Origin of the sequence: Streptomyces venezuelae ATCC 10712, from assembly GCF_008639165.1 — a bacterium.
GTDB lineage: Bacteria > Actinomycetota > Actinomycetes > Streptomycetales > Streptomycetaceae > Streptomyces > Streptomyces venezuelae.
This window is the reverse complement of the sequence record NZ_CP029197.1, coordinates 3,417,143-3,441,655: the sequence shown is the minus strand read 5'-3', so window position 1 is coordinate 3,441,655 and position 24,513 is coordinate 3,417,143. Positions and strand designations below refer to the sequence as shown.

The following is a 24,513-nucleotide window of genomic DNA, read 5'->3' as shown; positions in this document are numbered from 1 at the left end:
CTGGAGGCATGAGCGAGACACTCCGGGGCAGGAGCGAGCCCCACGACGGCGGCACGCACCTGCTGCGGTTCGCCGTCGAGCTGCCGCACCCCCTGGCCGACGTCTGGGAGGCCGTCGCCACCCCTCAGGGCCTGCAAGGCTGGCTCTGCGCGGCGGACCCGCTGGAACCCCGGCTCGACGGCCGGGTCACCCTCCGCTGGCTGAACGGCGACACGACGGCCTCCGGGCGGGTGACCGCCTGGGACCCCGAGTACGTGGCCGAGTACACGGTCGATCCGACGCACGGACGCATCCGGTTCCATCTGGAGCCGGGGGCGGCCGGCGCGGGGTCGACCGTGCTGCGTTTCACCAACGAACTGCGGGCCGACCGGGAGTACCGGCTGGACTGCCTCGCCGGGTGGCACGACCACTTCGAGCGGCTCGTGGAGGCGCTCGCGGGGCGCCCCACCGACTGGGCGTCCTGGGACGCCGCGCGGTGGCAGCACCTGCGCGACCTGTACGAGCGTGACGAGGCCCGCTGGCCGAAGTGGGTGCCGTAGGCCCGGTCAGCCCCGCTTCGGAGGGAGGCAGGCCGTCGTCGGGGGACGGTTCTCCGGCCACGCCAGCTGCACGAAGCGCTGGGAGCCGTCCGGGGCGAGCTCGACGATCGGGACCGCCTTGTTGTACGGGTTGCCGTAGTTGTCCAGGCAGATCCAGCCGCTCGCGCCCTCCACCCGCAGCGAGCCCTTGACCTGCGGCCACTGGGTGACGACGTCCGCGAGCTCCGGGAACCGGGAGCCCTGCGGGGTGGCCTGGCGGATCGCGTGGACCGCCGTCGCCATCGCGTCGTACGCGACGATCGCCTGCCCGTCCGCCAGCGCCACCGGCTGCTTCGACGCCCGGGCGACGTCCGACACGAACGTCCCGTACGCCACCACCGAACCGCCCGTCGCGGGGACCGGCCGCCCCGGCGCGGGCTTCCAGGCGTCCGGGTGGGCCAGCGCGGCGTACCGCACGGTCAGCCTCGCCTTGAGGGCGCCCCGGTCGAGCTTCTCGTCCGCGCCCAGGTACGAGCCCTCGTCGCCGGTCAGGATCGTGAAGGGGCGGTCGACGCAGCCGCGCGCGCCCAGCGCGTTGATGAACTGGCGCAGCTGGGTGTGGCGGCCCGCGAAGAACACCGTCTCGGCGCGGGTGTCGCAGATCAGATGGGTGATCTGACGGAAGGTGTTCGCGGTGGTGCCCTCGTCCGTGGGGTCCGTGGGCGAGGTGAAGAGCTGCGGTTCGTAGGGCGCGCCCTTGAGGGAGGCGGCGAAGGCCGCCTTCAGGGTGTCGGTGTAGTGGTCGCCGCTGCGGGTGTCCTGGACGAGGAGCGCCCGGGCGGCGTCGACCCGGCCGAAGTTGGCGAGGGCCTTGGCCTCGTCGCTGTTGGTGGGGGAGACGCGGGCGAGGCCGGGGTAGCGGTTGTGGCCGGGGCCCGGGCCGTTGGCGATGTCGTCGGCGGTGATGGTGGTGCCGACGACGGCGATCCCGGCGCCGGTGAGCGCGGCCACCGATTCCCGTACCTCGGTGGAGGAGGTGGCGACGCCGGAGACGGCCCGCAGCCGGTCGGGGGCGCCGGTCATGCCGATCAGCCGGTCGACGGTGGCGCGCCAGTGGGCGTTGCCCTTGCCGGTGTTGGCGAGGACGAGACGGATCTTGGGGGTCTCGCTGTTGGACTCGTGGTTGGCCCGGTACTGGTAGGCGTACGCGCCCTGGACCTCGTGCAGCACCTTGACCCGCATGCCGCTGTCGGTGGAGGTCAGCGGCAGGAGAACGGCGACGGTCGCGTACTCGCCGTCCTTGAGGGTGGCGTTCTCGGCGCCGATGAGCCCGGCGATCTCCTGGAGTTCGGGTATGCCGAAGGCGTGGCCGTCGCCGCTGACGCCGACGCACTCGGAGCTGCCCTCCGGTCTCTCGACGCCGGGGGCGCAGGAGCGGTCCTCCGGGGTGGTGAGCCGGGCGACGCCGTAACCGCCAAGGCCGAGGACCACGGCGACCGTGACGAGCGAGGCGAGCAGCTTCTGGCGGGGGGTGCGGACGCGGCGGCGGAGCAGGCCGAGGGGCCGGCCGGTACGGGGGTCGGTCGGGCGGTCGGGCATGGCGTCAGACTCCGTCCTCGCGGCCCGGCGGCAGCGAAAGCTCCCGCCAGGCACGGATGTCGCGCGGCCAGTGGGTGGCCGCGTCCCAGAGCGAACCGCTGCCCGTCAGATGACGGCCGGAGAGCCGGCGCAGCTCGTGCGCGAGCCGGTCGGTCACCTCCTCGTCGGGCAGCGCGAGCGGATCGGTCAGCAGCCATACGGCGTGCAGCAACCGCCGTACGGACAGGTGGAGTTCGGTCGCGTCGGCGTCGAGCCCCGGCGGCATGTCACCGGGCGGCCCCTGGCCGAGGGCGACGGCCCGGCGCGGGTCGGGCCCGGCCGCGCCCCGCTCCCGCGGGTAGGGGGCGGAGGCGATGAACCGCAGCCGCCCCAGCCAGCCGAGGACGTCCTGCCCGGGGAAGCCGACCCGCAGCTCGGTGACCGCCTCCTCGGTGCGGCCGAGCGCCAGATCGTGGTGCAGCCGGTACGGGCCGGGCTCGGGGCCGTAGTGCCGGTGCAGGGTCTCGTGGACGGCGCGCCAGGCCGCGTACCGGGGATGGTCGCCGTCCTCGAAGCGCAGCCGGTGCAGGAGCAGGGCGCGCAGCAGCGGATCGGCGACGAAGTGCCGGGGGCTCTCGCTCCAGTCCTCCGAGCGCAGCTGGTCGCGGACGCGCAGCGCCACGTCCCCGTCCAGGGCCTCGCCCTGGAGCCGGGCGTGGGCCAGCATCCGGGCCGACTCCTCGTCGTGGGCGGCGGCCAGCACCGCGTACGGGCCGGGGCGCCGCACCGGGAGCAGTTCGGCGAGGAGGGTGGCGGCGACCGGCACCGGGGCCGCGTCCTCGCGCAGCTCCACGGTCAGGTCGAGCAGCCCGCCGGGCGTGAGCGCGGGCCGCAGGTGCTCGGGGGCCTCGCCGGCGGCCCGGCCGAGCAGCGCCACGCCGAGCGGCCGACCCGCGGTCAACCGGTGCACCGCGCGGGCGAGTTCGGGCGGCGTCCGGCCGTCCGGGTCGTGGCGGTCGAAGGCCGAGCGGGTCTGGGACGGGGAGAGCGGCGTCAGCTCCACGGCGAGGATGCCGGAGCCGACCCGGCCGTCGCGCGGGGCGGGCGCCCGGTGGGCGGTCTCCGGCAGCCTGATCCTGGTCGCGTGCCGCAGCCCCTCGTGCTCGCGGACCCGCGAGGCGGCCAGGACGACGGTCCGGTCGCGGCGGCCCTCGGCGCGGGCGCGCAGGATCGGTTCGACGAGCTGTCGGCCGAGCGGCTCGTGGGCGTTGTCGAGGAGGACGAGCGGGCGGCCGATGCGGCCGCCGCGCCGGATGCCGACGTACGGGTGGAGCAGGTCCTCGGTCAGCGCCCCGACGAGGAACCCCTCGGCCTCGGCGCGCCGCCTGCCGCCCTGCTCGAAGTCGATCGCCAGCTGCTGGAGGCCCGCCTTGCCGCGGCCGCCCGCGTTGCGATAGGCGCCGTACCAGCTCTCCGAGGTGCGCTGGAGGCGGCCGAAGACCTCTTCGAGGACGGTCTCCACGGTCGCCTCGGCCAGCAGTCCGGCCAGCGGGACCGTCGCCTCGGCGAAGGTCGCGGCCAGCTTGGCGAGGACCTTGCCGACCCAGTGGGCGGCCGCGCCCCGGGTCGCGTCGACGGTCGCGAGCAGCGGGCCGAGCCGCTGGAGGTCACGGCGGACCCGCTCGTCGTCCTCCCGGGACCAGCCGAGCGAGGCGACCGCGACGAGCCCGAGCGAGACCCGGGGGAACTTCACCGGGCGCGCGCCCAGCACCCGCGGCGACAGCTGCACGGCCAGTTCGGCGAGCGCCCCGGTGAGCGGGGTCCAGCCGGGGCCGTGGTCGGCGGGCGGCTCGATGTGCGCGCAGTCGAGGAGCGCGAGCGGTGTGTACCCCTTGTAGCGGTTGCGGACCTCCTTGAGCAGGGCGGTCTTGCCGGTGCCGCGGCCGCCGGTGAAGACGGTGACCGGCGGGTCGTCGCCGTGCTCGAACGGCACCCGGGAGACCCCGTGTTCCGTGAGGCCGCTGAGACGTGCGACCAGTCCTGATGCGTGCAGTGCCGCCTCGCGGCCGTACAGCTCCCTGTCCACGCCCCGTCACCCCCGTCACAGTCAACTCCAGAATATCGACGGTGTGTTGGGAAAGCGGCCGGCTTTTCGACTCTGTTGTGGACGTGTTGTCACTCCGTGGCGATCGCGTCGAGCTGGGCCCGCAGATAGCCGTGCGACTCGATGCCGTGGATCGTCGTCCCGGGCGTGCACTCGTAGAAGTACACCAGCGACATCAGCTCCTCCGTGGGCACGTCCGCCGGCGGCGGCAGCACCCGGTGGCGCCCCGAGCGCCACCGGCCGCCCGTCCAACCCGCCATCAGATCACCGATGTTGACGGTGAATGCCGCCGGGTCGTACGGCGCGTCCTGCCAGCCGCCCGCGTCGGTGAAGACCTGCAGGCCGCCCTTGCCGGCCTCCCGGTCCAGGACGGTGACCGTGCCGAAGTCCGTGTGCGGACCGATCCTGAACTGCCCCGGCTCCGGCTCGCCCGTCCGCTCCCGGCCCGGATACCAGTTGATGTTGAAACCGAACGTGGGGTGCCCGGTGTGCCGGGTGAAGAAGTCCCGCTCCTCGCCGAGCGCCACACCCAGCAGGTCCAGGACCCGGTCCGACAGCGCCTTCATCTCCGCCAGATACGTCTCCACCAGCGGCCTCAGCTCGGGCACCTCGGCCGGCCAGGCGTTCGGCAGGAACCACTCGGCGTCCACCACCGGGTCCCCGGTCGGCTCGTCCGCCGCGAAGGACAGCGACTCCTTGAGGTCGGGCGGGGTCGCCGTACCCTCCGCGTACCCGTTGGCCTCCGCGCCGGGACCCAGCCAGCCGCGGCCGCCGACCCGCACCGCGTACCGCTCCTTGACGGCGGGCGGGAGGTGGAAGAAGCGGCGGGCGGCCGCCCGGATCTCCGCCCGCACCCCCGGATCGACCTCGTGCCCGGTGACCAGCAGGAACCCGGCCTCGCGCAGCGCGCGGTCGACGGCGGGCAGCTGCGGCGCCGGATCACGGCCGAGATCGATCGTGGGCAGGGCCGCCACGCGTCGCGCCTCACTCATCGCCGATGTCCTCGTTCCACAGGGCCGGATGCCGCACCACGAACTCCCTCATCAGCGCGGCGCACTCGGGATCGTCGAGCACCAGGACCTCCACCCCGTGCTCCGCCAGCCAGTCGTGCCCGCCGTGGAAGGTCTCCGCCTCACCGACGACCACCCGCGAGATCCCGAACTGCCGGACCAGACCGGAGCAGTACCAGCACGGCGACAGGGTCGTCACCATCGTCGTACCCCGGTACGAGCGCTGCCGGCCCGCCGCCCGGAAGGCGGCGGTCTCCGCGTGCGCCGACGGGTCGCCGTCCTGCACCCGCCGGTTGTGCCCCCGGCCCAGCAGCGCCCCGTCCGCCCCGTACAGCGCGGCCCCGACCGGGACACCGCCCTCGTCCCGGCCCGCCCGGGCCTCGGCGAGAGCGGTCGCGAGCCACTGCCGGGCGCGCGGGGTGGTCAGGGGCTCGTCCATGCCGGGATGGGGCTCGTCCATGCCGGGATACTTCCCCGGCACGGACGAGGCCTCACCTCCGGTTACCCGTTCAGCGTCGGGTAGTCCGTGTAGCCGCGGTGGTCACCGCCGTAGTACGTCGCCGGGTCGGCCTCCGTGTACGGGCCGCCCGCCTCGGCCCGGACCGTCAGGTCCGGGTTGGCCAGCCACGCCCTCGCCAGGACCACCGCGTCGGCCAGGCCCTCGCGGAGCGCCTCCGCACCGGACTCCGGCGTCGCCGGGGACGCCTCCGTCGCGTGCGGGCTCAGCAGGAGCACGCCCGGCCACTCGGCGCGGATCAGCCGGGTGATCTCCCGCGTCATGACCTCCGCCACGTGGACGTACGCGAGCGGCGTCGCGGCCAGCGAACGGGCCAGCGCGGTGTACAGCTCCGGGCTGTCGGTCTCGCCCATGCCGTTGATGGTGACGGCGGGGGAGACCCTGATGCCCGTGCGCTCCGGACCGATCGCGGCGGTGACGGCGGCCACGACCTCCTCGGTCAGCCGGATCCGGTTCGCGATCGAGCCGCCGTACGCGTCGGTGCGGCGGTTGGTCGAGTCGTCGAGGAACTGGTGCAGCAGGAAGCCGTTCGCCGCGTGGATCTCCACACCGTCGAAGCCCGCCTCGATCGCGTTGCGGGCGGCGGCGGCGAAGTCCTCGACGGTCACGGCGATGTCCTCGGCCGTCATCTCGCGCGGCACCGGATGCTCGAGCATCTCCTCGGGGGTGTAGAGCTGCTCGCCGGAGGCGATCGGCGAGGGGGCGATCGGCAGGGCGCCGTCGGCGTACAGGCTGGGGTGGCCGATGCGGCCGCAGTGCACCAGCTGCGCGAAGATCCGGCCGCCCGCCGCGTGCACCGCGTCGGTGACCTCGCGCCAGGCGTCGACCTGGCCGGCGGTGTGCAGGCCGGGGCTGTAGAGGTAGCCGGAGCCGATGTCGCTGATCCCGGTCGCCTCGCTGATGATGAGGCCGGCGGAAGCGCGCTGCGCGTAGTACTCGGCCGTCAGCACCGTCACCTGCCCGCCGTCGGGGACGCGGGAACGGGTCATCGGACCCATCACCAGGCGGTTCGGCAGATCGAGCTTGCCCACGGTCAGAGGGGAGAAGAGCGTCTCCATAAGGCTGTTCACGTCCGTATCTCGGGTTGGTGGCCGACGGATCAACCCTGCGGCCGGCCCCCGCACCCCATCAATGAGCAGGATCGCAACGCACCGTTCGGCGCGGCTGAACGAACCCCCGCCCGGAGGAGGATCGTTCAGCCTGGGTGAACGGGCTACCGTGTCCCCGTTACGGGGAAAAGCGCGGGGGACACGGATCGTTCACTCTCGCTGAACGATCAGGGGGCACGCCGTGGAACGACGCGAGATGGAGATCTTCCTGACGCTGGCCGACGAACTGCACTTCGGACGGACCGCCGACCGCCTCCACATCTCCAACGCCCTCGTCAGCCAGACCATCAAGACCCTCGAACGCCGCCTCGGCGTCGCCCTCTTCGACCGCACCAGCCGCCGCGTGGCCCTGACCGCCGCGGGACGGCGCTTCCGCGACGACCTCGACCCGCTCTACCAGGGCATACGGGAGGCCGTCGACCGGGTGATGGCCGCGTCCGGCGACGTCACCGGCCTCCTCAAGGTCGGATTCGAGGGCCACCGCGCCGCCCGGGTGGTCCACGCGGCCTCCGAGCTCTACCGCGCCCGGCACCCCGGCACCCGCGTCGACGTCCACGAGGTACAGCTCTTCCACCAGCGCGAACTCCTCCGCCAGGGACAGGTGGACGTCCAGATCACCCTCCTGCCGATCCGGGACCCCGACGTCACCGTGGGCCCGATCGTCTCCACCGCCCCCCTCCACCTCATCGCCGCCGTCGGCCACCGCCTCGCCGACCGCGAGTCGGTCGTCCTCGACGACCTGGCGGGAGAGACCTGGTTCTCCCCGAGCGAAGAGGTCCCCGACTACGTCGTCGACTACTACTTCCCCCGCCGCACCCCCAGCGGCCGGACGATCCGCCGCAGCAACCAACGGTGCCGCACCTTCACCGAACTCATCACGACCGTCGCGACGGGCCAGGTCATCGGCGGCGGCAGCGGCAACGAACTCCACCACTACTACGCCCGCAGCGACGTCGCCTTCATCCCCATCACCGACGCCCCGGCCGTCAGCCACGCCCTGATGTGGCTGACCGACCACGAGGACAGCCGGATCCGCGCGTTCTGCGAAATCGTCTCCGAGGTGGCACCGACGATCCCGTAGACACCGCGACCGCGACCCCATCGGTTCTGCCGATCGGGGGTATCGGGAGGTGTCCTCGCTGGGGCGTGGACCGGGTTCTTGGGGGCTCGTAGGTTCGGGGGCATGAGAAACGAGACCAGGGGAACCGTCGAACTCACCCTCGCCATGGTGCTGTCCGGGACGCTCGGCGTGTTCGTCGTCGAGTCCGGGGCGTCGCCGTTCGAGGTGGTGTTCTTCCGGTGCTTGTTCGGGGCGCTCGCGCTCGGGGTGTACAGCGGGGTCCGGGGGTTCTTCACCGGGCACGGGTTCACCGGGCGGAAGCTGGGGCTGGCCGCGCTCGGGGGCGCCTTCATCGTCTTCAACTGGGTGTTCCTGTTCGAGGCCTACCAGGCGACCTCCATCTCCCTCGCCACCGTCGTCTACCACACGCAGCCCTTCTTCCTCGTGCTGCTCGGGGCGCTGTTCCTGCGGGAGCGGATCTCCGCCGGGAAGCTCGGCTGGCTCGGGCTCGCCTTCGTCGGGCTCGTGCTCGTCTCCGGGGTGCGGCCGGGGGAGACGGCCTCCCTCAAGGGGCTCGGCTTCGCCCTCGCCGCCGCCGTGCTCTACGCCCTCGCCACCTTCGTCACCAAGCGGATCACCGGCGTACGGCCCCATCTGATCGCGCTCGTGCAGGTGCTGGTCGGGCTTCCGCTGCTGCTGCCGTTCGCCGACTTCGGCGCGGCGGCGAAGCTCGGCGCCGGCTGGGGCTGGCTGGTGGGTCTCGGACTGATCCACACCGGGCTGATGTACGTGCTGATGTACGCCGCCTACGCCAAGCTCCCCACCGCCAAGATCGCCGTGCTCGCCTTCACCTACCCCGCCGTCGCCATGGGCGTCGACTGGGCCGTGTACGGGCACCACATCGGGCTCGTCCAGGCGCTCGGCGTCCCGCTGATCGTGTTCGCCAGCCTGAAGGTCACCCTCGCTGCTCCCGCACGAGGCGCCGCGCCTGCTCCACGAACAGGCGGACGTGCGGCGGAAGCCGCTTCCCCCGTCGCCACGCGAGTTGGGTGAAGAGGGTGAACGGGGCCTGCCAGGCGAGCTCCACCAGGGTTCCGGCGGCCAGCTCCGAGGCGACCGCCACCCTCGGCAGGAGCGCCACGCCGAGGCCCCCCGCCACCCCCCGCTTGGTCGCCTCGATCGTGCCGAACTCCATGAACGGCGGCGACCACTCCCCGAGCTCGCGCTCGAACAGGTCGCGGTACGGGCAGCCCGGCTCGGTGCCCACCAGCTGGGCGCCGGCCACGTCCGCGGCCGTCAGCCCCGTACCGCCGGCGAGGGGATGGTCCGGGCCCGCCACCAGGACCAGCGGCTCCGGCGCGAGGACCTCCGACTCCAGGCCGTCGTGCTCCGTCTCCGGCTCCATCAGGAACCCCACGTCGTACGTGCCCTGGCGCAGGGCCTGCCGGGTCTCGTCGCCGAGGGTGGGCCGCAGCGTGAGCCGCACCCCCGGGTAGCGGTGGTGGAAGTACTCCAGGAGCGGCGGCAGCCGGTAGGAGGTCAGCGACTCCATCGTGCCCACCGCGATCGTGCCCGTGGGCTCCGCGGTGGCCGCCACGGCCGTACGGGCCTCCTCCGCGAGCTCCGCCATCCGCCGGGCGTACGGCAGGAGGCGCTCACCGGCCTCGGTGAGGCGGATGCGGCTGCCGAGGCGCTCGAAGAGCTCCACCCCGAGCGAGGACTCCAGGGAGCGGACCTGGCCCGTGACGCTGGACTGCGCGTACCCCAGCTCGGCGGCGGCCCGGGTGAAGGAGAGGACGGTCGCGACCTTCTCGAAGGTGGCGAGGAGCCTGAGCTCCATCAGCTCTCGGTGTCCTCGCCGCGCTCGCGCCCGCGGCGGTCCTCCTCGCCGCGCTCGCGCTTGCGCAGCTCCTCCTCGCGGCGGCGGAGGTCCGCCTCCCACTCCTTGAGGCCGGCCTCGTCGTCCCGCGCCGCGTCCTCGTCCCGGGCCGGGTCGTTACGGGCCGGTTCGTTCCGGAGGGACTTCAGGAAGTCGGGGTTGTCGTCGGGGGCCACCCAGCCGCCCGCGCCGCCCCTGGCCCCGGCCGGGCGCCTGACCTTGCCCGCGGCGATCCAGCCGATCGCCCCGACGACCCAGAACAGCAGGATGACGATGACCCAGACCACCTTCGGCAGGTGCTTGGCCTCTTCTTCCGGGGTGTTCAGGCAGTCGATGAAGGCGTAGATCATCAGCGCCAGCGGCAGGATGAACAGCAGCGCCCTGAGCATGTGGGACAGCCCCCTGGAAGCGGTGGCGGGGGCGCGTTTCGGCGGCCCCGGTGACAGGTCAAGGGTAGCCGGTGACCGATACTGGCCCCTATGGCTTACGACGATCTCCGCTCGCTGCTCAGGGCCCTCGAGCGCGAAGGCGACCTCAAGCGCATCAAGGCCGAAGTCGACCCGTACCTGGAGGTCGGGGAGATCGTCGACCGGGTGAACAAGGCGGGGGGTCCGGCGCTTCTCTTCGAGAACGTCAAGGGCGCCTCGATGCCCCTCGCGATGAACGTCTTCGGCACCGACCGCCGCCTGCTCAAGGCCCTCGGCCTGAAGTCGTACGGCGAGATCAGCGAGAAGATCGGCGGGCTGCTCAAGCCCGAGCTGCCGCAGGGCTTCATCGGGGTCCGCGAGGCCTTCGGCAAGCTCGGCTCGATGGTCCACGTGCCGCCGAAGAAGGTGAAGGACGCCCCCGTCCAGGAGGTGGTCCTGACCGGCGACGACGTCGACCTCGACCAGCTGCCCGCGCTCTTCACCTGGCCCAAGGACGGCGGCTCCTTCTTCAACCTGGGGCTCACCCACACCAAGCACCCGGAGACCGGGGTGCGGAACCTCGGGCTCTACCGGCTCCAGCGGCACGACAAGCGCACCATCGGCATGCACTGGCAGATCCACAAGGACAGCCGCAACCACTACGCGGTGGCGGCGGAGCGCGGCGAGCGGCTGCCGGTCGCGATCGCCTTCGGCTGCCCGCCGGCCGTCACGTACGCCTCGACCGCCCCGCTGCCCGGCGACATCGACGAGTACCTCTTCGCCGGCTTCGTCCAGGGCAAGCGGATCGAGATGGTCGACTGCAAGACCGTCCCGCTCCAGGTGCCCGCGCAGGCCGAGGTCGTGATCGAGGGCTGGCTCGAGCCGGGCGAGATGCTGCCGGAGGGGCCCTTCGGCGACCACACCGGTTTCTACACGCCGCAGGAGCCGTTCCCCGCGCTGAAGATCGACTGCGTGACGATGCGGAAGCGTCCGCTGCTCCAGTCGATCGTGGTCGGCCGGCCGCCGACCGAGGACGGCCCGCTCGGCCGGGCGACGGAGCGTTTCTTCCTGCCGCTGCTCAAGATCATCGTGCCGGACATCGTCGACTACCACCTGCCGGAGTCGGGCGGCTTCCACAACTGCGCGATCGTCTCGATCGACAAGAAGTACCCGAAGCACGCCCAGAAGGTCATGCACGCCATCTGGGGCGCGCACATGATGTCGCTGACCAAGCTGATCATCGTGGTCGACAAGGACTGCGACGTCCACGACCTGCACGAGGTGTCCTGGCGGGCGCTCGGGAACACCGACTACGCCCGTGACCTGACGGTCGTCGAGGGCCCCGTCGACCACCTCGACCACGCCTCCTACCAGCAGTTCTGGGGCGGCAAGGCCGGCATCGACGCCACGAAGAAGCTGCCCGAGGAGGGCTACACCCGCGACGGCGGCTGGCCGGACATGGTCGAGTCGGACCCGGCGACCGCCGCCCTGGTGGACCGCCGCTGGAAGGAGTACGGGCTGTGACCACGGCCGCCGTGCCCGGCGCGCAGCCGGGGCGTACGAAGGCGTTCCTGCGCCTGGTGATGATCGAGCACTCGGTGTTCGCGCTGCCCTTCGCCTACACCGCCGCGCTCACCGCGATGTTCCAGATGGACAGGAACATCCACTGGTGGACGCTGTTCCTCGTCACCGTCTGCATGGTGGGGCTGCGCACCTTCGCCATGGCCTGCAACCGGATCATCGACCGCGAGATCGACGCGCGTAATCCGCGGACGGCCAACCGCGAGCTGGTGACCGGCGCGGTGTCCGTGCGGTCGGCGTGGACCGGGGCCGGGATCGCGGTCGTCGTGTTCCTCGGCGCCGCAGCCCTGCTCAACCCGCTCTGCCTGGCGCTCGCGCCGCTCGCCGTCATCCCGATGGTCGTCTATCCGTACGGCAAGCGGTTCACCAACTTCCCGCACGCCATCCTGGGCCTCGCCCAGGCCATCGGGCCGATCGGCGCCTGGCTCGCGGTGACCGGCGAGTGGTCCTGGGACGCGGTCATCCTCGGGCTCGCGGTCGGCGTCTGGATCGGCGGCTTCGACCTGATCTTCGCCTGCCAGGACGTCCAGGCGGACCGCGCCCACGGCGTGCTGTCGGTCCCGGCCCGCTTCGGCATCCCGGCCGCGCTCTGGGGCGCCCGCGCCTCCGCCGTCGTCACCACCGGACTGCTCGTCTGGTACGCCCTCGCCACCGGCGCCGGTGCCTTCTTCTGGGTCGGCCTGGTGATCGTGGCGGCGGCCTTCTGCTACGAGCACTCGATCGTGAAGCCGCACGACCTGTCCCGGCTGAACCGGGCCTTCTTCACGGTGAACGGTTTCATCGGGATGGCGCTGTTCGTGTGCGCCCTCCTCGACCTGCTGGTCCGCGGGCTCACCCCGTAGCCCCGGCGCGATGACGGATAGGCTCGGCGGCATGAACGACGGCAAGCGCACCCCTTGGATCGTGGGGGTCTCCGGGGCGTCGGGTACGCCGTACGCCGCCGCCGTGCTGCGCGGTCTGCTCGCCGCGGGGGAGAGCGTCGACCTCGTCGTGTCGCGGGCCTCGCGGCTCACGCTGCTGGACGAGACGGGGATCTCCTTCCGCGACGCCCACTGGCGCGAGGACCTGGCGGCCTGGCTGGCGCGGGGCGCGGACGGGAAGCCGGACGCGTTCGACGTGTCGGACCGGCTGGGGGACGTGCGGTACTGGGCGGCCGGGGACCTGGCCGCGGGGCCGTCCTCCGGGTCGTACCCGGCGAAGGGGATGCTGGTGGTGCCGGCCTCGACCGCGGCGGTGGCGGGAGTGGCACTGGGGCTCTCGAAGGACCTGCTGCAGCGGGTCGCGAGCGTGACGCTGAAGGAGCGGCGGCCGCTGGTGGTCGCCGTGCGGGAGACCCCGCTGAACGGTCAGACGCTCAGGCACATGGTGGCGCTGGACGAGGCGGGCGCCGTGGTGCTGCCCGCCTCTCCGGCGTTCTACGCGGGGGCGACGCACATCCAGGATCTGGTGGACTTCGTCGCCGGGCGGGTCCTCGACGCGGCGCGCGTGCCGCATCGGTTGTACCGCCGGTGGGAGGGAGAGCTCGGTGGAGCGACCCCCCGGTCGGATTAGCGCTTCTTGGCGTGCTTCTTCTCGGCACGCTTCGAGGCGGCGGTCGGCTGGTGGGCACGCGAGCGGTTGGCCAGGTCCTGCAGCTCGCGCATACGGGCGTAGGCCATCTCGATCGTGTACACGGTGAACACCACTCCTGAAGATCGTCTTTGATCTGCTCGTTGTGAGCGACAGCGGCTCGATCCATGAACCACTGCAAGATTCACAGGGTGTCGCCCCTGTGTACCTTAGATTCTACACCTAAACTCGCGGTATCGCTGGACAATGGAAGGTTCCTCCCTATGGACGCCGTGGACAGGCAGCTCATCCAGGCTCTGCGCGAGAACGGCCGTGCCTCGTACGCCGAGCTCGGCCGGCTCGTCGGGCTCTCCGGCCCCTCCGTCACCGACCGCATCAACCGCCTTGAGGCCGCCGGAGTCATCACCGGCTACCGCGCCACCGTCGACGCCGCCTCGCTCGGCCTCGGCGTGACCGCCCTCATCGGCATCTCCCTCTCCGACGCCGCCGACCACGAGGACGTGGCCCGCCGCCTCAAGGACCTCGCCGAGATCGAGGACTGCTGGTTCATCGCCGGCGACGACTCCTTCATGCTCAAGGTCCGCGCCAGCGACGTCGACGGCCTGGAGAAGACCATCCGCCGCCTCAGCGGCACCAAGGGCGTCTCCCGCACCCGCACGACCATCGTGCTCTCCACCAAGTGGGAGAACCGGGTCGGAGAGCTGCCCGAAGAAGGCTGACCGGACCGCTGAGAGTACGGTGGTCAGAGCGCGAATTCAGAGACAAAAGGGAGGCGGCCGTATGGACGCGGGGCTCAAGCGCGAGCTGGAGCAGAAGGTCCGGGACGGTGAGCGGCTGAGCCGTGAGGACGGCATCGCCCTGTACGAGTCCGACGACCTCGCCTGGCTCGGCGGTCTGGCCCACGAGGTCAGGACCCGCAAGAACGGCGACGTGGTCCACTTCAATGTCAACCGGCATCTGAACATGACCAACGTCTGCACCGCCTCCTGCGCCTACTGCTCCTTCCAGCGCAAGCCGGGCGAGAAGGACGCGTACACCATGCGCATCGAGGAGGCCGTGCGCCTCGCGAAGGCGATGGAGAACGAGAACCTCACCGAGCTGCACATCGTCAACGGGCTGCACCCCAACCTGCCCTGGCGGTACTACCCGCGCTCCCTCTCCGAGCTCAAGAAGGCCCTGCCGAACGTCTCCCTCAAGGCCTTCACCGCCACCGAGATCCACCACTTCGAGACCATCTCGGGCATGTCCGCCTCCGACATCCTCGACGAGCTGATCGAAGCCGGCCTCGAATCGCTCACCGGCGGCGGCGCCGAGATCTTCGACTGGGAGGTCCGCCAGCACATCGTGGACCACCGCACCCACTGGGAGGACTGGTCCCGGATCCACCGGCTCGCCCACGCGAAGGGCCTCAAGACCCCGAGCACGATGCTGTACGGGCACATCGAGGAGCCCCGCCACCGCGTCGACCACGTGCTGCGGCTCCGTGAGCTCCAGGACGAGACCGGCGGCTTCCAGGTCTTCATCCCGCTGCGCTACCAGCACGACTTCGTGGACATGAAGGACGGCAAGGTCCGCAACAAGCTCCAGGCCCGCACCACCATGGCGACCGGCGCCGAGGCCCTGAAGACCTTCGCGGTCTCCCGGCTCCTCTTCGACAACGTGCCGCACGTCAAGGTCTTCTGGGTCATGCACGGCGTCCAGACCGCGCAGCTCGCGCTCCAGCACGGCGCCGACGACATGGACGGCTCGGTCGTCGAGTACAAGATCACGCACGACGCCGACAACTACGGCACGCCGAACAAGCTGGGTCGCGAGGACCTGCTCGAACTCATCCGCGACGCGGGCTTCCGGCCGGTCGAGCGGAACACCCGGTACGAGATCATCCGCGAGTACCCGGGCCCGGACGCGGAGCGACGGGAGACGCCGCAGGCGATGCGGGTCTGACGACGCACCGGCGTGGTGAGCACATGAGGAAGGGCCGGTGGGAACCCCACCGGCCCTTCCTCATACCGCCGTCACGCGGCCCCTCTTCTTCCCGGCTCTTCCTCCCGGCCTCACGCCGTGCGGTGCTCCACCGGGATCCACAGCTCCGCCCGCGCCGTCTTCCAGTCCTCCGACGGGTCGAGGCGCATGATCTCGGGCCCCGGCCTGATCGCGTACGGATTGGACGGGAACCACTGGGTGAAGATGTCCCGCCACAGGTACTGCACGGCCTCCGGCAGCGGGCCCTCGTTCTCGAACACGGCCCAGCTGCCGGCGGGCACGTCGAGCACGTCGAACTCCCCGGGGACCTCCGCGTCGCTCACCACCGCGTGCCAGTAGTCGAGCTCGGCGCCCTCCTCCCGGCTGTCCGTGAGGTGGACGACCGCCGAGACGATCCCCGCGGGCTCCTGGTCGGAGAGCCGCGCGAGGCGCGCGATCGTCTCCTGCCCGAGGGACCGGATGTGCGCGGCGATCGCCGGGTTCTCCCCCTCGTGGACCAGCGGGACGCGGGCCTTCCGCCCGACGACCCGGAGGTCCGCCTTCTCCACGATCCGGTACCGCATGCTGCTGTTCCCTTCGACGACGAGGCGGAAGGACATCCGTGGCTGGGCGTTGAGCGCGGCCCCCGTCCGGCGGGCCTCCCCGGGGCCGACCCCGTGCACCGCGCGGAACGCGCGGGCGAAGGCCTCCCCGGAGCCGTAGCCGTGGCGCACCGCGATCTCCAGGAGCGTCCGCTCGCCGGCGAGCACCTCGGCGCCCGCGACGGTGAGCCGCCGGCGCCGCACGTACTCCGACAGGGGCATCCCGGCGAGCGCCGAGAAGAGCCGCCGGAAGTGGTACTCCGAGGTGGCCGCGATCCGGGCGAGCTCGGCCGGGTCGAGGTCGCCGCCGGCGTCGGCGGCGAGGTGCTCCTCGATGCGGTCGAGTGCCTGGTTGAGCCGCTCCAGCACGTGGTCCGTCCTTCCTTTTCCGTGTCCTCACCGTAGGAAGGACGGGGTGCCGCGGACCCGACTTCCTGTGCCCGTTCCGGTCGGGTGGGCGCCCGGCGTCCCGGCGGGGGGACTCAGAGCAGGGGCAGCAGCATGATGATGTCGTCGCGGTCGTCGCCGGGGGCGACCCGGATCGCGTCGGGGACGCGGCCGACCTCCTTGTACCCCGCCTTGGCGTAGAAGCCGTCGACGCCGGTGCCGCCCCGGCAGGTCAGCCGGATCGCCTCGATCGCCTCGAAGCCCTCGGCGGTACGGGCGGAGTGCTCGACCGCGGCCAGCAGGTCGCGGCCGTACCCCTTGCCGTGGTGCCGGGGGTGGACCATCACCGTGTAGACCCACACCCAGTGCGTCATGAGGGGGTGGGTGTTGAAGGTGAAGAACGCGGTGGCGGCAATCTCGCCGTCCGCGTCGCGGCCGACGAGCAGACGGGTGCCGCCCTCGGCCATCGACACGAGGTGCTTGAGCAGGGCGGGACGGATCACGTCGGGGGTGACGGGCGGGACGAAGCCGACCGCGCCGCCGGCGTTGGTGACGTCCGCCCAGAGGGAGAGCACGCCGTCGCGCAGGGCGGGGTCGACCGACGGATCCAGCTCAAACGTAAGGGTCATGGATACACCTTATCTATTACCGAATGTCCTGCTCAAGGGCCGCCGAACCCCCCTCCCGGCGAGCCCCCCTCCTCGTGCTTCACTGGAGGGGCGCACGTCCCGTATGGGATCTTGGGAACTTTTCGGAACGTAGGAAACGGAAGAGTGGGCTGACATGCTCCGTTACACGCTGATGCGTCTCGGCATCTTCGCCGGATGCTTCCTCGCCCTGTGGGGCCTCGTCTACATCGAGGTGCTGCCGCGCGGCCTCGGCGACTCGAACCTCCTCTGGGTCCTCGTCCTCGCCATCGTCATCTCCGCCCCGCTGAGCTTCGTCCTGCTCCGCAAGGTCCGCGACGAGGCGAGCGCCGAGGTCGTGGCCAAGGTCGACCGCGCGAAGGACCGCCTGGCCGCGAACCGCTCCCAGGAGGACTAGCCGGAGCGGCTGCGGCTCCCGGGAACTACTTCTCAGGGAACAGCGCCTTCACCGCCGACGGTCCCGCGAAGTCGGCCGCGAGAGCGTCCATCAGCACCTCGTCGCAGACCTGACCGAGCCAGTAGCCGGATTCCCTCAGCCTTCCCGCGAGCCGGAATCCGGCTCGCTCGTATGCCCTGATCCCCGCCGTGTGGGGTGCGAGGACCTTCAGCCACACCATGCGGAGAGCCGATACGTGGAACGCGTAGTCGAGCGTCAACCGGGTCGCCTCCGCACCCAGCCCGCGCCCGCGCGCTTCCTTGCCGAGCATGATGACGAACTCCGCCGTGCGGACGGCGTCGTCGGGGAGGAGCGTGGTGACGCCGACCGGGACGGACCGCTCGCCGGCCACCTCGTAGACGGTGAAGCGGATGTTGGACCCCCGGAGCTGGTGGGCGATGCCCTCCGTACGGGCCTCCAGGGACTCGGGGGACTGGCGGCCGTAGCCGACCATCAGCGCGGGGTCCTGCTCCCAGCGCCAGTACGTCTCGACGAGGTCCGCCCGATAGGGCCCCAGCGCGCAGGTCGGGCTGGAGATCCAGAGGTCGGGGGCGTGGTCGTTCACGAGGACGCTCCGAAGGTGAGGGCGGTGGTGTACGCCCGGGTGGACGGGGGTTCGGCGACGGGGAGACCGTCGTGAGTGGTGATCCAGGCATGCAGTCGGACCGGATCGGGAGCGACCCCGTGGCACCAGACGACCGAGCGGCGGCGGAGCGCGAGGAGCAGGACGACGGCGGCCGATTCTTCCAGGCACGCGGTACGCCCGGGGGAGGCCCAGGCGGCGCGTCGCACGGCACCGACGGCTGCCGTCGCCTGCCGCACGGTGGCCGGCTTGATCGTGAACGAGTGGGCCGCCCGTACGACACGGAGGACGCGCCGCATCGTGGTCTCCCGCCGTCCCGCGTTCTTCACGGCGAGGACGACGAAGAGGGCGGCGGCCGCCATCGGACTCCAGGCGTCGGCCGGGCGGGTCAGTCCGGCGGGGTGTTCGCTGCTGCCCCAACTCGCGGCGGGTGCGGTCGTGGGGCCCGGCTTCGCCGGGAGCACGCAGCGGACGCGGCCGGTGTCGTAGTCGACGAGGACGCGGACGTGCCCGAAGTCCACAGAGCTTTCCATCAGATCGCCTTTCCGGGCACGGGGGAGGCCCACCTCGGCGTGGGCGCCAGGCTGATCGCGTGCAGCCAGGCGTCCACGGCGAGGGCCTGTTCGATCGTGGCGAGCGGCATCGGCACCCCGGCGGCTGCCCGGCGTAAGCCGGCCCGGAAGAGGGAGAGGTCGATGAGATCCAGGGACGCCAGGTGCAGGCCGGCCTGGTCCAGCAGTTCGGGCAGGGCGGCCCGCATGCCGGTGAAGTGGTCGGCCTCGAAGCTTCCCTTCGTCGTACGGGCGCGGACCTCGGCAGGCAGTACGTCCGCGAACGCCCTGACCAGAGTGGGCTTGTAGGCGTGGAGCGGAGCACGGCCGCCGAGCGGGGTCCGTAGCACCGCGTCCATCACCCGTGCGTCCAGGAACGGGTTGTGGAGATCGATTCCGCATCCCGCCGCCAGCTCGGCGTCCGCGACGGCGGTGCGGGCCACTTCCCTGATGTCGTCCACCAGGACGCGCACGGACGCGTCGAGACCCGGCAGCTCGTCGGGCCCGGCCGCCGCCCGCTCGGCGGCCCGACCCAGGAGCCCCAGGGCGTCCGGAGTCGCCCAGGACGGCATGGGGAGCGTGGGGAACCAGCGGACGTTGCCCGCGTTCTCTCGCGCGCCGGGTCCCGCCGCCAGCCTGGCCGCGAGGCGCTCCAGCGACCGAGCACGGGGGGTGCGGGCCATGGTCGCGGCATCACGAAGGAGGGGGGCGACCGGGGTACGGCGGAGCCGCGCCCACCCGACGGCCTCGCCCGCCGCCCGTCGATGGCGACCGTGCCGGATCAGGTCGGCCAGGTGGGCGGGCGGCTGGAACAGGACGCTGTCGCCACCGTCACCGGTCAGGTGGGTACGGGTCCCGAGCGTCCGGTGCATCCACCGGAGCTGGCCCAGGAAGCGAGCGTGCGTGAGGGCGGACGGGGCGGGTTCGTCGGTCACGGGTACTTCCCGCAGACGGGTGTACGGCCGGTGCTCGGCGGTCAGGGGGAGCAGTCGGTGCGCGATCCGACCCTGCGATGCGTTGGCGGCGAGGCGGGCGTACGAGACGTCGGCTCCGTCGAGGATCCCTGCCGGATGGACCGTGACCGCGTGGAGAGGGGAGTCGACCACAGCCGCGGCGATGCCCGCAATAGTGGTGGAGTCGAGCCCTCCGGAGAGGTCGCTGGACAGCCCGGGGTCGATGGCGGCACGCAGCCGTACGCCGGAGCCGAGGGCGTCGCGCAGTCGCACGTGCGGTGCGCCACCGACCGCGTCCGGGCGCCACTGGACGGAGTGCGTGCGGGGGCCACCGTCGTCCGGGAGGACGACGCGGCATCCCGCCGGCAGACGGACCACACCGGCGAAGAAGCTCCGGCCCTCGGCCAGTACCGGGAGGGAAGGCGCGAGGACGGCACAGGCCAGGCGCTCCGGATCGATCCGGGTGCCGGCCAGGGCGGCGAGGAACCGGGCGGACGTGGACCATGCCCACGTCCCGCCCCACGCGACCGCGTACAGGGGCAGCGCGCTCGCCGGATCGGTGTGCACCACCACCCCGCCCGGTGCTTCCTCCACCACCGCGTACGCGCCGGGCCAACGCCATGCGGCGTCCGCGGGCACCAGGTGGTCGGCCAGGCCCCGGACCTCGTCGTCGCTCGCCCCGCAGAGCCCGATGACGAGGACCCGGCGGTCCTCGTACTGGGCGACTCGGACGGGAAACGCGCCCAATCGCCAAGCGGACGACCTGGTGAGAGCGTGCGCGCCGACCGGGTGGGGAAGGCCTGGCCTGGGCGTGCTGAATCCTCCGATGGGCATCTGGGAGTCCTCCACGTCGGGCAACGGGAATCGAGGGTGTGGCCCCGCCCCGGAAACCGGGACGGAGCCACGCGGCGAGCCGGGATCAGCAGTTGTAGGCCCGCCGCTTGTCCTCGCTCTGGCCGCCGCCCTGGCCCTGGGTCAGCTCGGCGGCGTCACCGATGTCGAGCACCTCCGCCCCGGCCGGGGCCTCCTCCGTACGCGGCAGATCGGTCATGACGGTTCCTCTCTGTGGTCGGTACGGCAACCTTAATGGCAAGCCGCTTTAAGCGGCAAGCGCTTATGATGGATCTCCCGGTGGAGGAACGAGGAAGTAGGGTCGCTGGCAACAGTGAGGTGGAGGTAGGAACATGTCGGGCGATGCGTGGATCAGTGAGACCGCGCCGTACCTGGCCCCGCGGAAGCCCGGTCAGAGTGACGCGTGGACCGATGAGGCCGCTCGTCGAGGGAGCCGTGGAGGGCAGCGGCTGCTGCAGGCGGGCGAGACGGAGGCCCCCGCCGCTGTTCGTGCCGCCCTGGGGCTGTCCGCCGCCGAGCGGGTGATCGTCAGGCGTCGGCTGATCCTGCTGGACGGCCACCCCGTCGAGCTGGCCGACTCGTACTACCCCGTCTCCGTCGCCGGAGGCACGCCCCTGGCGGAACCGCGCAAAGTGCCCGGCGGCGCGGTCACCCTGCTCGCCGACCTGGGGTACACCGGCGCCGAAGTCGTCGAGGACGTGAGCGCCGCCCTGGCCACCCCCGACGAGCGCGAACACCTGGGTCTGGCCGAAGGCGACGCCGTCCTTCGTCTGCTGCGCCTGACACGGACCGCCGACGGGACGCCGATGGAGGCGTCTCTGATGACCATGCCGGCCGGTCGGCACCTCACGTACAGGCTCGGAAAGCAGGGCGCGTGATGGCCAGGGAGTTCAAGGACACGAGGTCGCCGCACCAGAAGATCGCGGCGGAACTCCGGCGGCGGATCACCCGCGGGGACCTCCCGCCGGGAAGCAAGCTGGGCTCGACGGCGGAACTGATGGAGCAGTACGGCGGCGTGGCCAACACGACCGTCCAGAAGGCCCTCCAGGCGCTGAAGGCCGAGGGACTCCTCGAAGGCCTGCCGGGCAGGGGCGTGTACGTGCGCCAGCACGTGCAACAGTCCGTCGAGCCGATCGCCTACATGAAGCCGGCCGGGCCGGGCGAGCCCTACCCCTGGATGTCCGAGGCCGCGAAGCGGGAACGGGCCGGTGCGATCCGGCTTCTCGACGTCGAGGTCGTGGTGCCGCCGGCCGAAGTGGCCGAGGCTCTGCGGCTGGAGGACGGTGGGCGGGCCGTGCTCCGCAAGCAGCTCCTGCTCCTGGACGAAGAACCGACGGAACTCACGCGGTCGTACTACCCGCTGAGTCTGGTCGAGGGCACGGCCGTGCTGGAGAGGAAGCGGATCCGGGGCGGCACGCCGGCGCTGCTCGACTCGCTGGGCTTCCCTCCGCGCGAATTCGTGGACGAGCTGTCGTCCGAGATCCCGACGGAGGAGGAGGTCGTGGCCCTGGAGCTGCCGAAGGACATGCCCGTCCTCGTTGCCTTCCGAGTGGTCTACTCCGACGGCGGGCGCCCGATCGAGGCGACGCTGATGACGAAGGCGGCGCACCGGTATCGGATGCGGTACAGGCTGCCCGTGACGTGAGGTGACGCGCAGCGGCGACGGGGCGAGGCGGGGGATAAGGCCCGCGTAAGGTTCCTCACAGATCATCGCAGACCGCCCACCCCGGGCGGGAGCTTCCAAGGCTCCCGCCTGGGGTGTTCTGCGTTTCTGAGGTGGAGAGGGGTTCCTGCACCTCAAAGAAGGGCTTTGAGGTTCTCAAAGTTCAAGTGTTAACGTGTTCGACATGACGACAGCAGTGCGCCCCTCTCATGCCGCGAGCACCCCGCTCGTGGCGCGCCTGCACGTCGATCTGTGCCGCTGTATGTCCGCGGTCTGTTGCCGCGAGGTCTGACCCGGCATCATGCAGCGGCCCGCGTGAAAGCGCGTGTGTGCCGCACCCCCGTCCCCGTATTGCCCGATACGCACCAGTGGAGTGTGTCTGTGTCCGCGTCCGCGACCACGCCCGAGAACGAGACCAAGCCCTCGTCCCGGATACCCAAGGTCCCCTTCTGGGCCCAGATCATCGCCGGTCTCGTCCTCGGCGCCCTGCTCGGCTGGATCGCCCGCAGCCAGGACGTCTCCTGGCTGAAGGAGACCCTCGGCCAGGTCGGCGACATCTTCGTCCAGCTGCTCAAGCTGGCCGTCGCCCCCCTCGTCTTCTTCGCGATCCTGGTCTCGATCACCAACCTGCGGAAGGTGAACAACGCCGCCAGGCTCGCCACCCGCACCCTGCTCTGGTTCATGATCACCTCGCTGATCGCGGTGGCCATCGGCCTCGCCATCGGCCTGATCACCAACCCGGGCGCCGGCACCGGCCTCACCCCGCAGGACGGCAAGCTGCCGAAGCGCGAGGGCTCCTGGATCGACTTCCTGACCGGCATCATCCCGACGGACGTCATCACCCCGTTCACCGAGCTGAACGTCCTCCAGATCGTCTTCATGGCCGCCGTCGCAGGCATCGCCGCCCTCAAGCTCGGCGACCGTGCCAAGCCGATCCTCACCCTCTCCGAGTCGGTCCTCGAGCTCCTCCAGAAGGCCCTCTGGTGGGTCATCCGCCTCGCCCCGCTCGGCACCGTCGGCCTCATCGGCTTCGCCATCGCCGACTACGGCTGGGACCTGATCGGCAAGTACGCGACCTTCACCGCCGACATCTACGTCGGCTGCGCCCTGGTCATGTTCGGCGTCTACCCGCTGCTGCTCGCGACGGTCGCCAAGGTCAACCCGCTGCAGTTCTACAAGGGCGCCTGGCCGGCCATCCAGCTGGCCTTCGTCTCCCGCTCCTCGGTCGGCACCATGCCGGTCACCCAGAAGGTCACCGAGCGCCTCGGCGTCCCGAAGGAGTACGCCTCCTTCGCCGTCCCGTTCGGCGCGACCACCAAGATGGACGGCTGCGCCGCGATCTACCCGGCGCTCGCCGCGATCTTCATCGCGCAGATCTTCGACGTGCAGCTCGGCATCGGCGACTACCTGCTCATCGCCTTCGTCTCGGTCATCGGCTCGGCGGCCACCGCCGGCCTGACGGGCGCGACGGTCATGCTGACCCTGACCCTCTCCACCCTGGGCCTCCCCCTGGAGGGCGTCGGCCTCCTGATGGCGATCGACCCGATCCTGGACATGATGCGGACCGCCACCAACGTCGCCGGTCAGGCGCTGGTCCCGGTGATCGTCTCCGCCCGCGAGAAGATCCTCGACCTCACGGCGTACGAGAACGCCTCGTCGTCCCCCATCGACGACCTGGCCGACAGCCGCGAGACCGAGCCGAAGGTCGCCGTCGCGGCCTGACCTCGTCGGTCACCCTCGCACCTCACGTGCCCTCTGCCCCCTGTGGGCAGGGGGCACGTAGGCTTTCGCGGGGCAGTGGGTGGAGTTTGGGGGTTTGGGGTGGGGGGTGTGGTCGGCGGGGGGAAGGCGCGGCGGTTGCCGCGGGTCGTGCGGGAGCGGCAGATGCTGGACGCGGCGGTGCGGAGCTTCGCGCGGCACGGGTACCAGGCCGCTTCGATGGACGAGATCGCCGAGTTGGCCGGGGTGTCGAAGCCGCTCGTGTACCTGTATCTGAACTCCAAGGAGGAGCTCTTCACCGCCGTGATCCGGCGGGAGGCGCAGGCGCTGCTCGGGGTGGTGGCCGAGGCCGTCGTCGGCCGGGGCGGGCCGCCCGACGAGCGGTTGTGGGCGGGGCTGCTCGCCTTCTTCTCGTACGCCGCCGAGCACCCGGACGCCTGGACGGTGCTCAGTGTGCGGGCGCGGACGCAGGGGGAGCCGTTCGCCGGGGAGGCGGCGCGGATGCGGGACGAGATCACGGCGTTCGTGGCGGGGCTCATCGGCGAGGCGGCGCGGGAGGCGCGGGGCGGGGGCGGTGTCGCCGGGCGGGGCGGGGCCGCTGTCGGTGGGCGGGAGGTGGAGGCGCTCGCGCAGGCGCTCGTGGGTTCGGCCGAGTCGCTGGCGAGTTGGGCGAACGCGACGCCGGGGGTGACGGCGAAGGAGGCGGCCGCGACGCTGATGGACTTCGCGTGGTCGGGGCTCGGGAACCTCATGAAAAGCGAGCGCTGGTCTCCCCGTTGACGCTTACCTCGCAGTAAGGTTACCGGCTAGTTACGGCTGTTGCCGG

General features: G+C 71.7%; 27 protein-coding genes. 13 read left to right on the top strand and 14 right to left on the bottom strand.

The window, feature by feature from the left end:
- Positions 1 to 8: 8 nt before the first annotated feature.
- Complete coding sequence (locus DEJ43_RS15625) at positions 9 to 539, top strand: SRPBCC domain-containing protein (protein ID WP_015034341.1); 531 nt, start codon at positions 9 to 11, stop codon at positions 537 to 539.
- Between the two features lie 6 nt (positions 540 to 545).
- On the opposite strand, the gene DEJ43_RS15620 is transcribed toward DEJ43_RS15625, so the two are convergent.
- The 5 genes from DEJ43_RS15620 to DEJ43_RS15600 all read right to left on the bottom strand — a co-directional run bounded on the left by DEJ43_RS15620 (position 546) and on the right by DEJ43_RS15600 (position 6,785).
- Positions 546 to 2,117 carry a type 1 periplasmic-binding domain-containing protein gene (locus tag DEJ43_RS15620; RefSeq protein ID WP_015034340.1) on the bottom strand — a complete coding sequence of 524 codons (1,572 nt, stop codon included), beginning with the start codon at positions 2,115 to 2,117 and terminating at the stop codon, positions 546 to 548.
- Between the two features lie 4 nt (positions 2,118 to 2,121).
- Positions 2,122 to 4,182 (bottom strand): hypothetical protein, encoded by a 2,061-nt coding sequence (locus DEJ43_RS15615; protein WP_150253463.1) that lies wholly within the window; start codon positions 4,180 to 4,182, stop codon positions 2,122 to 2,124.
- Between the two features lie 89 nt (positions 4,183 to 4,271).
- Positions 4,272 to 5,192: an isopenicillin N synthase family dioxygenase gene (locus DEJ43_RS15610; protein ID WP_015034338.1), complete on the bottom strand. Its 921-nt coding sequence runs from the start codon at positions 5,190 to 5,192 to the stop codon at positions 4,272 to 4,274.
- Positions 5,185 to 5,670: a nucleoside deaminase gene (locus DEJ43_RS15605; RefSeq protein ID WP_041662519.1), complete on the bottom strand. Its 486-nt coding sequence runs from the start codon at positions 5,668 to 5,670 to the stop codon at positions 5,185 to 5,187. Before DEJ43_RS15605 ends, DEJ43_RS15610 begins: the two co-directional genes overlap by 8 nt.
- Positions 5,671 to 5,711: 41 nt before the next feature.
- Positions 5,712 to 6,785, bottom strand: a complete 1,074-nt coding sequence (locus tag DEJ43_RS15600; protein WP_041662518.1) for an alkene reductase — start codon at positions 6,783 to 6,785, stop codon at positions 5,712 to 5,714.
- Between the two features lie 232 nt (positions 6,786 to 7,017).
- On the opposite strand from DEJ43_RS15600, the gene DEJ43_RS15595 reads away from it, so the two are divergent.
- Both DEJ43_RS15595 and DEJ43_RS15590 read left to right on the top strand, forming a co-directional pair.
- Positions 7,018 to 7,917 (top strand): LysR family transcriptional regulator, encoded by a 900-nt coding sequence (locus DEJ43_RS15595; protein WP_015034335.1) that lies wholly within the window; start codon positions 7,018 to 7,020, stop codon positions 7,915 to 7,917.
- 102 nt (positions 7,918 to 8,019) lie between these two features.
- Positions 8,020 to 8,949, top strand: a complete 930-nt coding sequence (locus tag DEJ43_RS15590; RefSeq protein ID WP_015034334.1) for a DMT family transporter — start codon at positions 8,020 to 8,022, stop codon at positions 8,947 to 8,949.
- Here the strand turns inward: DEJ43_RS15590 and DEJ43_RS15585 are convergent.
- Entirely contained in the window at positions 8,852 to 9,736 is an 885-nt protein-coding gene (locus DEJ43_RS15585; protein ID WP_015034333.1) for a LysR family transcriptional regulator, read from the bottom strand. The two genes, DEJ43_RS15590 and DEJ43_RS15585, sit on opposite strands and share 98 nt — an antisense overlap.
- Positions 9,736 to 10,164, bottom strand: coding sequence for a PLD nuclease N-terminal domain-containing protein (locus DEJ43_RS15580; protein ID WP_015034332.1), 429 nt, complete (start codon positions 10,162 to 10,164; stop codon positions 9,736 to 9,738). The genes DEJ43_RS15585 and DEJ43_RS15580 overlap by 1 nt, the downstream gene beginning before the upstream one ends.
- 90 nt (positions 10,165 to 10,254) lie before the next feature.
- On the opposite strand from DEJ43_RS15580, the gene DEJ43_RS15575 reads away from it, so the two are divergent.
- The 3 genes from DEJ43_RS15575 to DEJ43_RS15565 are packed head-to-tail and all read left to right on the top strand — an operon-like array spanning position 10,255 to position 13,314.
- A complete protein-coding gene (locus DEJ43_RS15575; protein WP_015034331.1) occupies positions 10,255 to 11,706 on the top strand; it encodes a menaquinone biosynthesis decarboxylase in 1,452 nt (483 codons plus the stop codon).
- The gene (mqnP, locus tag DEJ43_RS15570; protein ID WP_015034330.1) at positions 11,703 to 12,605 is read left to right on the top strand and encodes a menaquinone biosynthesis prenyltransferase MqnP; all 903 of its coding nucleotides are present in this window, start codon (positions 11,703 to 11,705) and stop codon (positions 12,603 to 12,605) included. The genes DEJ43_RS15575 and mqnP overlap by 4 nt, the downstream gene beginning before the upstream one ends.
- A 31-nt stretch (positions 12,606 to 12,636) precedes the next feature.
- On the top strand, positions 12,637 to 13,314 hold the full coding sequence (locus DEJ43_RS15565; protein ID WP_015034329.1) for a UbiX family flavin prenyltransferase: 678 nt from the start codon (positions 12,637 to 12,639) through the stop codon (positions 13,312 to 13,314).
- Here the strand turns inward: DEJ43_RS15565 and DEJ43_RS37475 are convergent.
- On the bottom strand, positions 13,311 to 13,448 hold the full coding sequence (locus tag DEJ43_RS37475; RefSeq protein WP_167537137.1) for a hypothetical protein: 138 nt from the start codon (positions 13,446 to 13,448) through the stop codon (positions 13,311 to 13,313). The genes DEJ43_RS15565 and DEJ43_RS37475 overlap by 4 nt on opposite strands.
- Positions 13,449 to 13,595: 147 nt before the next feature.
- Between DEJ43_RS37475 and DEJ43_RS15560 the strand changes: the two genes are divergently transcribed.
- Positions 13,596 to 14,051, top strand: a complete 456-nt coding sequence (locus tag DEJ43_RS15560; protein WP_015034327.1) for an Lrp/AsnC family transcriptional regulator — start codon at positions 13,596 to 13,598, stop codon at positions 14,049 to 14,051.
- 61 nt (positions 14,052 to 14,112) lie between these two features.
- Positions 14,113 to 15,276 carry an aminofutalosine synthase MqnE gene (gene mqnE / locus DEJ43_RS15555; RefSeq protein ID WP_015034326.1) on the top strand — a complete coding sequence of 388 codons (1,164 nt, stop codon included), beginning with the start codon at positions 14,113 to 14,115 and terminating at the stop codon, positions 15,274 to 15,276.
- 110 nt (positions 15,277 to 15,386) lie between these two features.
- On the opposite strand, the gene DEJ43_RS15550 is transcribed toward mqnE, so the two are convergent.
- Positions 15,387 to 16,265, bottom strand: coding sequence for an AraC family transcriptional regulator (locus DEJ43_RS15550; protein ID WP_015034325.1), 879 nt, complete (start codon positions 16,263 to 16,265; stop codon positions 15,387 to 15,389).
- 113 nt (positions 16,266 to 16,378) lie between these two features.
- Positions 16,379 to 16,912: a GNAT family N-acetyltransferase gene (locus DEJ43_RS15545; protein WP_015034324.1), complete on the bottom strand. Its 534-nt coding sequence runs from the start codon at positions 16,910 to 16,912 to the stop codon at positions 16,379 to 16,381.
- A 154-nt stretch (positions 16,913 to 17,066) separates the two neighbouring features.
- On the opposite strand from DEJ43_RS15545, the gene DEJ43_RS15540 reads away from it, so the two are divergent.
- Positions 17,067 to 17,327, top strand: coding sequence for a DUF4229 domain-containing protein (locus DEJ43_RS15540; RefSeq protein WP_015034323.1), 261 nt, complete (start codon positions 17,067 to 17,069; stop codon positions 17,325 to 17,327).
- Positions 17,328 to 17,352: 25 nt separating this feature from the next.
- On the opposite strand, the gene DEJ43_RS15535 is transcribed toward DEJ43_RS15540, so the two are convergent.
- The 4 genes from DEJ43_RS15535 to DEJ43_RS15520 all read right to left on the bottom strand — a co-directional run bounded on the left by DEJ43_RS15535 (position 17,353) and on the right by DEJ43_RS15520 (position 20,504).
- The gene (locus DEJ43_RS15535; protein ID WP_015034322.1) at positions 17,353 to 17,931 is read right to left on the bottom strand and encodes a GNAT family N-acetyltransferase; all 579 of its coding nucleotides are present in this window, start codon (positions 17,929 to 17,931) and stop codon (positions 17,353 to 17,355) included.
- On the bottom strand, positions 17,928 to 18,482 hold the full coding sequence (locus DEJ43_RS15530; protein ID WP_015034321.1) for a lasso peptide biosynthesis B2 protein: 555 nt from the start codon (positions 18,480 to 18,482) through the stop codon (positions 17,928 to 17,930). Before DEJ43_RS15530 ends, DEJ43_RS15535 begins: the two co-directional genes overlap by 4 nt.
- Entirely contained in the window at positions 18,482 to 20,287 is a 1,806-nt protein-coding gene (locus DEJ43_RS15525; protein WP_015034320.1) for an albusnodin/ikarugamycin family macrolactam cyclase, read from the bottom strand. The genes DEJ43_RS15530 and DEJ43_RS15525 overlap by 1 nt, the downstream gene beginning before the upstream one ends.
- An 85-nt stretch (positions 20,288 to 20,372) precedes the next feature.
- Complete coding sequence (locus DEJ43_RS15520) at positions 20,373 to 20,504, bottom strand: albusnodin family lasso peptide (protein WP_015034319.1); 132 nt, start codon at positions 20,502 to 20,504, stop codon at positions 20,373 to 20,375.
- 133 nt (positions 20,505 to 20,637) lie between these two features.
- On the opposite strand from DEJ43_RS15520, the gene DEJ43_RS15515 reads away from it, so the two are divergent.
- The 4 genes from DEJ43_RS15515 to DEJ43_RS15500 all read left to right on the top strand — a co-directional run bounded on the left by DEJ43_RS15515 (position 20,638) and on the right by DEJ43_RS15500 (position 24,467).
- Complete coding sequence (locus tag DEJ43_RS15515; RefSeq protein ID WP_015034318.1) at positions 20,638 to 21,183, top strand: GntR family transcriptional regulator; 546 nt, start codon at positions 20,638 to 20,640, stop codon at positions 21,181 to 21,183.
- Positions 21,183 to 21,950, top strand: a complete 768-nt coding sequence (locus DEJ43_RS15510; protein WP_015034317.1) for a GntR family transcriptional regulator — start codon at positions 21,183 to 21,185, stop codon at positions 21,948 to 21,950. The genes DEJ43_RS15515 and DEJ43_RS15510 overlap by 1 nt, the downstream gene beginning before the upstream one ends.
- Before the next feature lie 399 nt (positions 21,951 to 22,349).
- On the top strand, positions 22,350 to 23,690 hold the full coding sequence (locus tag DEJ43_RS15505; protein WP_015034316.1) for a dicarboxylate/amino acid:cation symporter: 1,341 nt from the start codon (positions 22,350 to 22,352) through the stop codon (positions 23,688 to 23,690).
- 162 nt (positions 23,691 to 23,852) lie between these two features.
- The gene (locus DEJ43_RS15500; RefSeq protein ID WP_078508886.1) at positions 23,853 to 24,467 is read left to right on the top strand and encodes a TetR/AcrR family transcriptional regulator; all 615 of its coding nucleotides are present in this window, start codon (positions 23,853 to 23,855) and stop codon (positions 24,465 to 24,467) included.
- Positions 24,468 to 24,513 lie beyond the last annotated feature (46 nt).

Bases quoted from the DNA above. Each gene is read 5' to 3' on its own strand.
- DEJ43_RS15520 (WP_015034319.1), bottom strand. From the start codon at position 20,504: ATGACCGATCTGCCGCGTACGGAGGAGGCCCCGGCCGGGGCGGAGGTG.
- DEJ43_RS15580 (WP_015034332.1), bottom strand. From the start codon at position 10,164: ATGCTCAGGGCGCTGCTGTTCATCCTGCCGCTGGCGCTGATGATCTAC.
- DEJ43_RS15575 (WP_015034331.1), top strand. From the start codon at position 10,255: ATGGCTTACGACGATCTCCGCTCGCTGCTCAGGGCCCTCGAGCGCGAA.
- DEJ43_RS15540 (WP_015034323.1), top strand. From the start codon at position 17,067: ATGCTCCGTTACACGCTGATGCGTCTCGGCATCTTCGCCGGATGCTTC.
- mqnE (WP_015034326.1), top strand. From the start codon at position 14,113: ATGGACGCGGGGCTCAAGCGCGAGCTGGAGCAGAAGGTCCGGGACGGT.
- DEJ43_RS15590 (WP_015034334.1), top strand. From the start codon at position 8,020: ATGAGAAACGAGACCAGGGGAACCGTCGAACTCACCCTCGCCATGGTG.
- DEJ43_RS15620 (WP_015034340.1), bottom strand. From the start codon at position 2,117: ATGCCCGACCGCCCGACCGACCCCCGTACCGGCCGGCCCCTCGGCCTG.
- DEJ43_RS15525 (WP_015034320.1), bottom strand. From the start codon at position 20,287: ATGCCCATCGGAGGATTCAGCACGCCCAGGCCAGGCCTTCCCCACCCG.
- DEJ43_RS15585 (WP_015034333.1), bottom strand. From the start codon at position 9,736: ATGGAGCTCAGGCTCCTCGCCACCTTCGAGAAGGTCGCGACCGTCCTC.
- DEJ43_RS15560 (WP_015034327.1), top strand. From the start codon at position 13,596: ATGGACGCCGTGGACAGGCAGCTCATCCAGGCTCTGCGCGAGAACGGC.
- DEJ43_RS15545 (WP_015034324.1), bottom strand. From the start codon at position 16,912: ATGACCCTTACGTTTGAGCTGGATCCGTCGGTCGACCCCGCCCTGCGC.
- DEJ43_RS15610 (WP_015034338.1), bottom strand. From the start codon at position 5,192: ATGAGTGAGGCGCGACGCGTGGCGGCCCTGCCCACGATCGATCTCGGC.
- DEJ43_RS15565 (WP_015034329.1), top strand. From the start codon at position 12,637: ATGAACGACGGCAAGCGCACCCCTTGGATCGTGGGGGTCTCCGGGGCG.
- DEJ43_RS15530 (WP_015034321.1), bottom strand. From the start codon at position 18,482: ATGGAAAGCTCTGTGGACTTCGGGCACGTCCGCGTCCTCGTCGACTAC.
- DEJ43_RS15515 (WP_015034318.1), top strand. From the start codon at position 20,638: ATGTCGGGCGATGCGTGGATCAGTGAGACCGCGCCGTACCTGGCCCCG.
- DEJ43_RS15600 (WP_041662518.1), bottom strand. From the start codon at position 6,785: ATGGAGACGCTCTTCTCCCCTCTGACCGTGGGCAAGCTCGATCTGCCG.
- DEJ43_RS15605 (WP_041662519.1), bottom strand. From the start codon at position 5,670: ATGGACGAGCCCCATCCCGGCATGGACGAGCCCCTGACCACCCCGCGC.
- DEJ43_RS15510 (WP_015034317.1), top strand. From the start codon at position 21,183: ATGGCCAGGGAGTTCAAGGACACGAGGTCGCCGCACCAGAAGATCGCG.
- DEJ43_RS15500 (WP_078508886.1), top strand. From the start codon at position 23,853: ATGCTGGACGCGGCGGTGCGGAGCTTCGCGCGGCACGGGTACCAGGCC.
- DEJ43_RS15625 (WP_015034341.1), top strand. From the start codon at position 9: ATGAGCGAGACACTCCGGGGCAGGAGCGAGCCCCACGACGGCGGCACG.